Here is an 11525-nt window from a genome sequence, read left to right on the forward strand (position 1 = left end):
AGCTCCATAAGGTGTTTCCTCATTTGCCTAAAATTTGTATGAATACTGGGTATTATCTTGATGTGCTTGGTTTATCGTTTGAGCAATTTTTACTCATGCAGTAAAACTGGGCCTTTATCACTGAATGAAACACGGACTTCAGCTCCAATTTCATATTTGCTATCCACGTTTGACGAGGTGGCAAAAATTTCGCCGAATGCTGTCTTGATCGTCAATTCAAGATGGTTGCCAACATAAGTTTGGCGAATAATCTCACCTGAAATACCGACTGTATTAACGTCAGCACTAATATGAACTCGGTTTGGGCGTACAGCTAAATATGTATGACCTGGTTTTAGTCCTCTTGATGGGAGTTTAATTTTGTAATCGCCCAGCACAACCTTGGCTACATCGTCTTTGACTGTCTTTATCTGGCATTCTAAGATATTTGCTTCACCGATAAAATCTGCAACGAAGCGGCTGGCGGGCTCTTCATAAAGCTCGCGCGGTGTACCATCTTGTGCAATTACGGCATTATTCATGACGATTATGCGGTCTGACACCGCAAGTGCTTCTTCCTGATCGTGCGTAACATAGACAACCGTGAGGCCAAGTTTTTGCTGAATTTCACGTATTTCTTCGCGGACCTTGCGACGCAGTTTTGCATCAAGATTTGAAAGTGGTTCGTCAAACAATAGAACTTGCGGTTCCAACACGAGTGCTCTTGCCACTGCGACACGCTGTTGCTGACCACCTGATAGTTCACTTGGAAGTCTGTTACCGTATCCAGTTAATCCCACCAATTCCAGTCCCGCTAGTGCGCGCTCTTTAGTTTCGGTTTTTCCAAACCCAGAGAATTTTAATCCATAGGAAACATTTTCCAAAACACTCATGTGTGGGAAGAGCGCATAGGACTGAAAAACCATCGACACATCACGATCCGTTGCCGGAAGCATAGTAACATCTGTGTCGCCGATATGAACGGTTCCTGCGCTCGTCATCTCTAGTCCGGCAATCATTCGCAAAGTGGTAGTTTTACCGCACCCCGAAGGCCCAAGAAGAGTAACAAGTGTTCCAGTCGCAATATCGAGAGAAACATTGTCCACGGCGCGTACGTCGGTGCCATAGATCTTAGTGACACCTTTAAAGGAGACTGAAGCGGCTTTACTATTTGATTTGAGCATGGGGCTACCTTAGTTTTATGTCACATTTGTGCGCGATTGATCTAATCGTCGCCCGACTTTAGTTTTCCCGACTAATATTTGCAGCAAGCCAACAACCGCAAGCATGACAAATATCAAGGTGGTGGAATAGGCAATTGCCAGACCATAGTCGTTGTTTTCTACACGCCCAATAATATAACTTGTTGCCATATTATACTCAGCGCTGACGAGAAAAATGACCGCTGATATGGCTGTCATAGCGCGAACAAACGAATACACTAATGCAGCCAGAATAGCGGGTTTCAGAAGTGGCAAAATTACATGCAAAAATGTCTGCCAGGAATTAGCTCCTAGTGTCAGAGATGATTCATCCAGACTTTTATCGAGTTGTGACATCGATGCAATACCGGCGCGAACACCAACTGGCATGTTCCGGAAAATAAAGCTTACGATGAGTATGATACCGGTGCCCGTGATTTCAATCGGTGGTACGTTAAAGGCAAGAATATAACTCACACCGATGACAGTGCCGGGAATAGCAAAACTCAACATTGTTCCAAATTCGAACGCATTTTTGCCAGCAAAATTCTGCCTTGTCAGTAAGTATGCCGTTATCAGGCCAATAATTGCAGTTAGTGGTGCGGCCAATGCCGCAATTTGGAGTGTGGTCCAAAATGAATCCCATGCAGATCCAGTCAGGCGAATGCCTTCTGCATCAAAGCGAAGTGAGAATGCTGTCACATAGTGCTTGAATGTAAGCGCATTATTGACACCCCAAAGCTCAACGACCGAACCATAGACAATCATGACATAAATGACGATTGTGAAGAATGTCCATGTTCCGACGATCAAGAAAGCAGGCAAAGCAAGCCTGATAGGCAGATGGGGATGAACGCCAGAATCGCCTTTGCCGGTCATAGTCGTATAGCTTTTTTTACCAAGCCAAAAACGCTGAGCCCAAAAAGCACCTAGTGTGAATATGAGAAGCACGAGCGCCAAAATTGCTGCACGACCTTGGTCATATTGAGCGCCAACAATCGCAAAGAAAATTTCGGTTGAGAGAACATCGAAATTTCCTCCCAATACGAGCGGGTTGCCAAAGTCGGCCATGCTTTCGATAAAGCCAAGCAGGAAAGCATTGGCTAGCCCGGGGCGCATTAAAGGAAGTGATACCGTACGGAATGTGTGCCACTTGCTTGCTCGTAATGTCTGTGCAGCTTCTTCCATTGACGGGCTAACACCTTCAACAACACCAATAAGCACCAGAAATGCAATCGGAGTGAACGCCAAGACTTGTGCTATTAGTACGCCCGGCATTCCATAGACCCAGCGCGTTGGCGTAATGCCAAATAGATCTGCAATGAATTGAGTGACACTGCCCGACAAGCCAAATAATAAAATGATTGCAAGACCAATTACAAATGGTGGCGTGATAATTGGTAAGACTGTGAGCGCGCGTAATCCGCGCTTAAGTTTGAACCCTGTTCGCGTTACAACAAGCGCAAATGCAAGTCCAAGTATCGTCGTAATAAATCCAACCAGAATTGCTAAAACAAGTGAGTTCCACGCAGCCCCACACCGACCTCCCGAGAAACAGGCTAATCCCCAGAGTCGGCGATCCGTTAGTTTTTGGAAGAAAACACTCAAAGAATAGCTGTTATCATCTGTGATAAATGCTGAGGCGAGCATGTTAAAAATCGGATAGAATACAAAGGCTGTTACGATCGTGATAACAAACCCTATTGCACCCACTACGAAGATGTCGCCATTAACAGCTCCCCGTGCAGCTATACCCTGTGTGAGGATGAATAAAAGCGCGCTGGCCGCTAGCATGGCACCACTGCCCATGCCGAATTGACGGTCGTTTAAAGGCCCAATTAAGGTTTCAAGAATGGAAAAATTCCACCCCCTGATGCCGATTGAAAACCCTTGTGCGATAAGCCAGCCAAACCCGAGCGCCCCAGCAATAATTAGAATTTTTCCATGCAAAGCATCGCTTTTTAATCCCTTGAGCGCCCATAAAGGGAGAAGGAGAAATGCTATAAGTGGCAGCAGCCAGAGTTTTTTGCCTTGCAGAATGAGAAATAAAGCAGGCGCATAATCTTCATCAAATGGATAGCCGTAAAAAAGCCACTCGAATGAGAAAATTCCCTCTTCCGATCCGTACCAAGGTAAGATGCAAAACCCAACCCACCCAACAATAATCCACAGGACTAATGTCGGATGGGATAGATTTTTCTTATTCGCTGCCTGAGCAGTAATTGTCATAACTTATTGCGGTAATGTTGAGACTTCGTCATCCCATTTTTTCAATAAGCGTTTGCGTTCTGCACTCGATCCATACTTCTTAAAGTCATAATCAATAAGTTTGATAGATGACAAATCAGGTGCAGAAGGAGATGTTTTTGCACCTTTGTTGGAGGGAACTTGGTACGCTTTTACGTCTAATGCCAGTGTTTGCGCATCAGCACTTAATGCCCAATCATAGAACTTTTTAGCTTCGTCCATATTGCGGGCACCCTTAATGATGGACATAGAACCAATTTCATAGCCCGTACCTTCGCATGGTGCGACAACCTTGATTGGGAACCCAGAAACGGCTTGCTTAACCGCATCGTGCATGAAAACGATACCGACAGTATTTTCACCACGTCCAGCCGCCTTGATAGGAGCAGAGCCAGACTTTGTGTACTGGTTGATGTTTTTATGGAGGTCTTTCATAAACTGGAAGCCTTCATCTTCACCGAATAACTGAACCATTGTTGCTAAGGTTGTGTAAGCTGTTCCTGATGAATTTGGGTTAGCCATTTGAACAAAGCCTTTATATTCAGGCTTAGTCAGGTCTTTCCAGCATGATGGCGCGGGCAGGTTGTTGGCTTTGAGAAGATCCTCGTTATATCCATAGCCAAGAGCACCAGAATATATTCCAATTGTTTTGTCACCAGCTGAAGTAGCTTGTGAGATCGCCCAGTCGTTTAATTCACTGCGCATTGGTGAAACATAGGGCTCTGTTAAGTCTTCCTCTGCTGCCTGCAGATGTGGATCACCAGTTCCACCCCACCACACATCACCTTTTGGGTTTGCACTTTCAGCTTTGACTTGAGCAAATGTTTCGCCGGAACTCTTGCGGGTCATATTGACTTTGATACCTGTCGCATCTTGAAACTTGTTTGCCATTAACTGGCACCAGTCTTCTTGTGCGCTACAGTAAAAAGTCAGCTTTGCGGCACTTGCCATTGTTGTCGAAACCGAAAAGATTGCTGCAGCAGCGAATAGCATTTGTGTTGTTTTTTTCATGAAGTCCTCCCAAACTTTGTGACAGTTTTATGACAGTCATCATTAGCTCTTATGTTCTGCAACTTGTCAATGGTGTTCAAAAGCCCGTTCACATAGTGAAACTATTGGTCTGTGCCAGAAAGATAGTTTCATGTTATCGATATCAGCTTGCATCCTCTTGCTTTTCATGAAACGATTTAGTTAGAGCAAATCAACAAATAATTTCATTGACAAAAGGATGTTCAGATGAGTGCTGAATTGAACTCTAGACTTAACTTTGCGAAAGACACAGCGCGAGCAGCCGGGGAAAAAGCTTTAGTCTTTTTCGGTGCCATAGGTGATTTGGTTGTCGAGCAAAAGAGTGCTCAGGATCTGGTCTCCAATGCCGACAAAGATGTAGAAACATTTATTCGTGCCAAGATTTCAGAGCAATTTCCAGATGATGGCATAGTCGGAGAAGAGCATGATAATCTAGCAGGAACGTCGGGATATACGTGGGTCATCGATCCAATTGACGGAACAGCAAATTTTCTAACTGCGATACCGGCATGGTGTGTTGTTTTGGCGTGTGTTCATGAGGATCAGACAAAAATTGGTGTCGTTTTTGAACCCAGCAATAACGAGATGTTTTGGAGTGCCAAAGGTGAAGGTGCATACTTAAATAATACGAAAATGGCAGTTGCTAAAACAAAAGGATTACACGTTGGTAGCACAGGTGTGGGAATGAATGGACGCACAGAAACAGATCTCATTGTAAAATTTATCGAGGCCCTTGTTTCTCGCGGTGGTATTTTCTACCGCAATGCGTCTGGCGCACTCATGTTGTCTTACGTTGCGGCTGGCCGATTAATTGGTTACAGCGAACCTCACATGAATGCTTGGGACTGTCTTGCCGGCCAATTACTTATAGCCGAGGCTGGTGGAAAAAATGAAAACCAAAGTGCTAACGCTATGTTGGATAAAGGTGGTCGTGTTGTAACAGGCTCACCAGATGTTTTCGACGAGCTGGTTGAAATGAGCAATGCTGCATTCGATGGCTAATTAGAGGAAGTACCGTGTAAATTAAAAGGCTGTTTACGGAAGCTGGTTTTGGGTCTAAATAGACCCAAAACCAGTATCTAGTGCTGATATAATGATATCGGTTTCATCTTCATTTATAATCAATGGTGGAGATAGAATAATGTTGTTGCCCGATACTCGTACCATCGCTCCGCTTTCATAGGCAGTTTTTTGAATATTGTTAATCGTGGCCTTGTCAATTGGTGTCTTTGATGTTTTGTCACTTACCAGCTCCAAAGCGCACATTAGACCGTGCCCGCCTCTGATATTACCGATGATGCCGTGTTTCGTTTTAAGCGCATTAATTCCAGCAAAAAGTTGTTCTCCTCTGGCACTTGCATTGTCATTCACTTTTAATGAAACTGTTTCTTTCAAGCAGGCAATTGCAGCTGCAGCACCAACGGGATGGCCTGAATAGGTATATCCTGATCCGATGGCTGCTTTGCCGGTTTTATCACCTTCAAATATCTCGGCGATTTGATCTGAAATTAATACTGCACCAAATGGAAAATATCCATTCGTGATTGCTTTGGCTGTACACATGAAGTCGGGCTTTACACCCCAATGGCGTGATCCTGACCAACTCCCTGTGCGACCAAAAGCTGTGATGACTTCATCTGCGATAAGCAATATACCGTATTTATCGCATAATGCGCGAACACCCGGCATAAATGTTTCGTGTGGTGGAATGACGCCGCCGGCACCCAAAATTGGCTCCATTACCATTGCAGCAATTGTCTCGGCGCCTTGGAATTTAATTTCATCTTCCATTGCAGAAAGGCATGCCTGTGCCAGTTTTTGTGGGTCTGTTTCATTAAATGGGTTGCGATAAGTATAGGGGGCCGGGATATGATAACATCCTGGCATTAGGGGTTCATACTGGGTTCTGAAATTTGCATTGCCGTTTACAGAAGCGCCACCGGTATGTGTGCCGTGATAACCTTTTTTAAGACTTAGATATTTAACACGGCCAGCCTCACCACGAATTTTATGATATTGGCGGGCAAGCCGGAGCGCAATTTCTATACTGTCTGAACCGCCCGATGTATAGAAAGCGCGTGACAGGCCATCTGGTTCAAAAAAGTCACGAAGCATTTCGCTCAATTCGATTATGACATCGTTTGTTGTGCCACGAAAAATCGAGTAATATGGCAACTTATTAAGCTGTTCGCTAATTGCCTGCTTTACGGGTTGGCAGGAATAACCCAAATTGACATTCCACAGACCACCAACAGCATCAACTGTTTGATGTCCATTAATATCCGTAATTTTAACCCCTTCAGCTTTCATGATGATCTCTGGAGGGTTTGCAATACTATCAGCTGGATGAGCCATCGGGTGCCAAAGACTGCGGGCATTGTTTTCTTTCAGGAAGTTTTCGCTTTTCATAAGATCCTCAAATCAGGCCAAGTAGTGACAAGGCTTCTTGGTAACTTTGTCTTGGCTTTTTTACATCAAATTGTACTGTTGGAAGGCCCACAGTTTGTGCGCCGGTAATATTTCGAACTTGATCATCAACAAAAACACATGCTCCTGCCGATAGCCCAAGTTCGTCAAGAATGTTGGTGTAGGCAGTAGGGGATGGTTTCAGGTTTTTTGTGTATGTTGCGTCGTGAATGACATCGATTTCAAATAAGAACGGAAGCTTGTTTCGGAAGCCCGCCCCATAAAATAGGTCGAGTTCATTCGATAAGATTGCGGTTCTAATGCCTGCCTTTTTTACACTGGCAAGTGTTTCCAGAAATTCAGGGCGAATAACTGCTGATGGATCTGCACCCCTTGCTGCTTTGACGAAGTCAGACATTTCAGACCAGTTTTGGTTGGTTAGGTGCGCCACTTCCTGTGTGCGGATTTTCCAGTAATCGCGTTCGGAGATCTCGTCGTTTTGCATGGACAGCCACAATGGATCATTTGCCTGATCAAATGGTCCCATCCAGGTTAGGCTGCCAGATGGCAACCCTAAGGCCTTTTCGGTGATGTCATGTGTTTCAAATAATGTGCGAGAAATCACGCCACCAAAATCTAGAATGAGAGCTTTGTCAGACATTATGCTCCCACCTTGTTGCAAGTTCTGGTGGAACAACACCCCCGATCGCATGTGTCAGTTCATGAACACCTTGCGATAATGCTTTTTTAAGCGCCCCATCTCTGCCCTCGTACATACGTACATTTGGAACGGCGATTGAAAGTGCACCCATTGCTTGTCCATCTGAGCCGAAAATCGGAGCAGCCTGTGAACTGACCTCCACATCGTAGGCGCTTTTGAGGAAGCTGAAGCCTGTTTTCTGAACATCAGAAATCATGGCGTCCAATTGTGCGTGATCTGTGATTGTTTTGTTCGTATAGGTGCGCAGGCTTAACTCTCTCACAGCCCGACGAATATCGCTTTGTCCAAACGCAAGTATTGCTAAACCTGATGACGTCGCATGCAATGGAAAAATTTCCGAAGCGTTATAGTGAACATGCGTGCCATGTATTTGAGGATCGTAAAAACAAACTGACTGGGCACTCATATCTTGCAAAATGGTAAAATGTGCTAATTCTCCAACTTGCTCGGAAATTCTGCGAACAACAGGTTCTGCAACGGAGCGCAGTGGGTGCGTAATTTCTCGAACCGCTGCGAGGCGTAATATTTTGGAACCCAACCTGTATAAACGTGTTTTTTGATCTTGCTCCAAAATCCCGTTTTTGGTCAATTCTACTAAATGACGATGAACTGTTGCCTTATCGCGACCACTCAATGACACAAATTGAGTGAGGCCAATTTCAGGCTGTGAACTTGAAAAATACCCTAACATTTCAAGTGCTTTTGTGATCGTACCCATATCGTTTCTTTCATTGTCATGGCGAAATTGCATGACATTCGCTTTCACCTTGTTGACACAAATAGATTTAAATGGCAACAATAATGATACCAATGGTTCAAATAATGAACCTTAACAAGAGGGAGCTTTGTTAGTCAAATGAAAAAAATACTTTCTTTAGGAGTGTTGTTGGCCGCTGTTGCTATGCCAATTGCCGCTCATGCAGAATACCCTGAAAAGCCGGTTGAATTTGTCGTGCCATTTCCTCCAGGTGACTTGGAGGATGTTCTTACGCGGATGATTGCGGAGGATTTTCAAACGAAATACGGATCGCCTGCTGCCGTTGTAAACAAGCCTGGCGGTGGGGGTGGTCCATTCCCCGGCGCAGCTTCTGTCGCAACTGCACCGGCCGATGGCTACACGATCGGATCGTTCGTTGTTGATGTTCCTACAGTGGGTCCGCTTATAGGTATTCCCGAGTTAGACCCAAATCCGTTTGAGCCGCTTGGTATATTTCTAACCTATCCATTTGTAATTGTTGCAGGTGAAAACGCTCCTTACAGCGACATCGATGGACTTGCAGTTCATGCGAAAAACAATGATGTAGCTTTAGGGCATTTTGGTGCGCCGATGCCGCCAACTCAGGTGACTTTTGCACTGGCTAAGGCCAAGGGTTTCAGTTTTTCTTCTGAGGCCGCTTTTGATGCGCTCGATTGTAATTCTTTGGCATCGGGAGATGTGGATGTCATGAACACAACTCTTCAACTGGTGTTGCCTTGTCTGGACAAAATTAAAATTCTCGCATCAATTGGTAATAAGCGTATTCCGCTAACGCCAGATACGCCAACGGTTGCAGAGTTGGTTCCTGAAATTCCTCTTGCGCTTTGGAATGGTCTTTTCGTGCATAAGGATACGCCTCAGGACGTGCGCGAAAAAATCATAGCTGTTGCAAAAGAGACAGTTCTTTCTGAACGTGCTCAAAAACTTGCCACTGAAACTGGCGCGCAGGTCTATTGGCAGGATGCAGACGCCTCAACCGTTCAAATCGAAGCTGATATTAAAGCTCAGGGTGCTGTTGCAGACCTGTTGAAGTAGGGCTTACTCTGATTGGGCGGTTAAGATCATGCCGCCCAATTTACCAGATCATTCGAAGGGGGAGCGATTTGATGCTTGTTCAGGTCAAAACACTTAAGCAATTATTCCAGCGATATCGTCGGCCAGGTAACTTCGTTTTTGCGTCTCTTTTTCTTGTTTTGTCGCTTTTTCTGCTTAGCCAAATAGATAGTCAAACCGTATGGAAAAGTGGAACGAAGTTCTTATCACAACCGGCTTTTTGGCCAATCATATCCATTTTATGTATGACAGTTTTTGCGGCTTTAAATTGGATTAGCGCATTTGTGTCACCCAAAATTGAAGGACGATGGAAAGAAGTTGCATTCTGGCTGAAGGCGCTTGAATATATCGTTTGGTTCATGGCTTATGTATATTTAGTTCCAACGTTTGGATACCTGCTGTCGACCGTTCTATTTGCAGTGTTGTTGGCGTTTCGAGAAGGTTATCGAACGACTAAAATGCTCAGTCTGTCAGCTGCAATGGCATTCACTGTTGTCTTGGTTTTCAAAACATTTCTTCAAGTTAAATTACCAGGTGGCGAGATTTATGAGCTGCTTCCCGACGCCACCCGCGCATTCATGCTGACCTATTTCTAGGAGAATTTAATATGGAAGACCTCGTTTCCGCTGTCGGACTGTTGGCAAGATGGGATGTATTAGCTGCGTTGTTAGTTGGCTCTGTTGGTGGGGTTGTAATTGGCGCAATACCGGGTGTTGGCGCTGCGGTGGCTATTGCAATTTTATTGCCAGCAACATTTTCTCTTGATCCGCTTGTTGGTCTCACATTGCTTCTAGGGATTTATGGTTCGTCCATGTATGGAGGATCTATCCCTGCAATATTAATCAATACACCTGGTACGGCGGTCAACGCTCTGACGACATATGATGGATATCCTATGACGAAAGCAGGGCAGGCGAAGCGCGCAATTTCACTGGCCTATTCTGCATCTTTTTTTGGTGGCATCTTTGGCATATTGTGCCTCATTTTATTATCTCCTGTTTTGGCATGGATTGCGCCGCATTTTGGTAGTCGTGAGATATTCTTAGCGGCTCTTCTTGGTATTATTCTGGTTGTTCTCGCCCACCGCGGACAGATTTTTGCCGCCGGCATGCTGGCTTCGTTGGGTATTTTCCTAAATACTGTCGGGCTTGAACCGATAAAATATACGCAGCGCTTCACATTTGGTCAGTCCTGGTTATCATCGGGTGTAGATTTGATTGTAGTGGTGCTTGGTCTTTTCGCTCTTTCTCAAGCATTTTTATTGCTTACGGAGAAGGAAGAAAGCCCCAGATTACAGAAAGTTACGGGTTCTCTTTTTTCAGGACTAAAGGAACTGTTTGGCCATAAAAGAGTTGCAGCTGTTGCCTCTGGCTTTGGTGTTTTAATGGGAATGGTGCCTGGTGTTGGAGAATTTACAGCACAATTTATGTCTTACACCTACGCGCAAAAATCGTCAAAAAACCCGGAATTGTTTGGAAAAGGCTCGCCGGAAGGATTAATAGCTGCCGAATCCGCAAACAATGCTGTACCTGCCGCGGCGATGATACCTCTCCTTGCTCTGGGAATACCGGGGGAGGCACTAACAGCAATGATGCTGTCAGTATTTTATGTGCACAATGTTATTCCGGGCCCTCAACTTTTTCAAAACGAATTAGACTTTGTCTATGCGCTTTATATTGCAATGATGTTGCTGAATGTAATTGTGCTGATTTTTCTTCTATTCTCAACCAATCTTTTGACCAAAATTATTCAGATTCCAACCCGTTTTCTGGGTGTGGTTATTTTGATATTGAGCTTTGTAGGCATCTATTCTCTCAGAAATTCTACAACAGATTGCGCCATTGCAGCGGCGTTTGGACTTCTTGGATTAATTCTCAAACGCCAAAATCTACCGATTGTGCCCATAGTGCTTGGTATGGTTTTGGGTGGCATTATGGAAACTAAACTCAGAAGCGCAATGATCCGTGTGAAAGAGCCTCTTGATTTTATAGATCGGCCAATCGCGGCAATTCTATTCGGTTTTATAATCTTGGTAATTGTACTCCACATTAGAACTCTCATCATTGAGCATAGAAATCGCGAGCCTGATGCAGATCACAATTTGCACGACACTCAGATGCGTTAGGAAAAA

At 44.7% G+C, this 11525-nt stretch carries 10 protein-coding genes; 4 read left to right on the top strand and 6 right to left on the bottom strand.

Going from position 1 to position 11525, the window contains the following annotated elements:
* Positions 1 to 89: 89 nt before the first annotated feature.
* Genes AB2J24_RS00150 through AB2J24_RS00160 form a run of 3 tightly spaced genes read right to left on the bottom strand, consistent with a single transcriptional unit; the run spans position 90 to position 4439 of the window.
* Positions 90 to 1163: an ABC transporter ATP-binding protein gene (locus AB2J24_RS00150; protein WP_367383998.1), complete on the bottom strand. Its 1074-nt coding sequence runs from the start codon at positions 1161 to 1163 to the stop codon at positions 90 to 92.
* Between the two features lie 15 nt (positions 1164 to 1178).
* Positions 1179 to 3410, bottom strand: coding sequence for an ABC transporter permease (locus tag AB2J24_RS00155; protein WP_367383999.1), 2232 nt, complete (start codon positions 3408 to 3410; stop codon positions 1179 to 1181).
* A gap of 3 nt (positions 3411 to 3413) precedes the next feature.
* Entirely contained in the window at positions 3414 to 4439 is a 1026-nt protein-coding gene (locus AB2J24_RS00160; RefSeq protein ID WP_420883600.1) for an ABC transporter substrate-binding protein, read from the bottom strand.
* A 225-nt stretch (positions 4440 to 4664) separates the two neighbouring features.
* Here AB2J24_RS00160 and AB2J24_RS00165 point away from each other — a divergent pair, with 225 nt between their 5' ends.
* Positions 4665 to 5459, top strand: a complete 795-nt coding sequence (locus AB2J24_RS00165; RefSeq protein ID WP_367384000.1) for an inositol monophosphatase family protein — start codon at positions 4665 to 4667, stop codon at positions 5457 to 5459.
* Between the two features lie 54 nt (positions 5460 to 5513).
* Here the strand turns inward: AB2J24_RS00165 and AB2J24_RS00170 are convergent, their stop codons facing one another.
* Genes AB2J24_RS00170 through AB2J24_RS00180 form a run of 3 tightly spaced genes read right to left on the bottom strand, consistent with a single transcriptional unit; the run spans position 5514 to position 8335 of the window.
* Positions 5514 to 6866 (bottom strand): aminotransferase class III-fold pyridoxal phosphate-dependent enzyme, encoded by a 1353-nt coding sequence (locus AB2J24_RS00170; protein ID WP_367384001.1) that lies wholly within the window; start codon positions 6864 to 6866, stop codon positions 5514 to 5516.
* A gap of 7 nt (positions 6867 to 6873) precedes the next feature.
* The gene (locus tag AB2J24_RS00175) at positions 6874 to 7524 is read right to left on the bottom strand and encodes an HAD-IA family hydrolase (RefSeq protein WP_162652878.1); all 651 of its coding nucleotides are present in this window, start codon (positions 7522 to 7524) and stop codon (positions 6874 to 6876) included.
* Complete coding sequence (locus tag AB2J24_RS00180; RefSeq protein ID WP_367384002.1) at positions 7517 to 8335, bottom strand: IclR family transcriptional regulator; 819 nt, start codon at positions 8333 to 8335, stop codon at positions 7517 to 7519. The genes AB2J24_RS00175 and AB2J24_RS00180 overlap by 8 nt, the downstream gene beginning before the upstream one ends.
* Positions 8336 to 8440: 105 nt before the next feature.
* On the opposite strand from AB2J24_RS00180, the gene AB2J24_RS00185 reads away from it, so the two are divergent.
* The 3 genes from AB2J24_RS00185 (at position 8441) to AB2J24_RS00195 (ending at position 11519) form a co-directional block, all read left to right on the top strand.
* Positions 8441 to 9376 carry a tripartite tricarboxylate transporter substrate-binding protein gene (locus AB2J24_RS00185; RefSeq protein WP_367384003.1) on the top strand — a complete coding sequence of 312 codons (936 nt, stop codon included), beginning with the start codon at positions 8441 to 8443 and terminating at the stop codon, positions 9374 to 9376.
* A gap of 71 nt (positions 9377 to 9447) precedes the next feature.
* On the top strand, positions 9448 to 9990 hold the full coding sequence (locus AB2J24_RS00190) for a tripartite tricarboxylate transporter TctB family protein (RefSeq protein WP_367384004.1): 543 nt from the start codon (positions 9448 to 9450) through the stop codon (positions 9988 to 9990).
* Positions 9991 to 10001: 11 nt separating this feature from the next.
* Positions 10002 to 11519 (top strand): tripartite tricarboxylate transporter permease, encoded by a 1518-nt coding sequence (locus tag AB2J24_RS00195; protein ID WP_367384005.1) that lies wholly within the window; start codon positions 10002 to 10004, stop codon positions 11517 to 11519.
* Positions 11520 to 11525 lie beyond the last annotated feature (6 nt).

It is taken from the genome of Lentilitoribacter sp. EG35, from assembly GCF_040784015.1.
Classification (GTDB): Bacteria; Pseudomonadota; Alphaproteobacteria; order Rhizobiales; family Rhizobiaceae; genus Lentilitoribacter.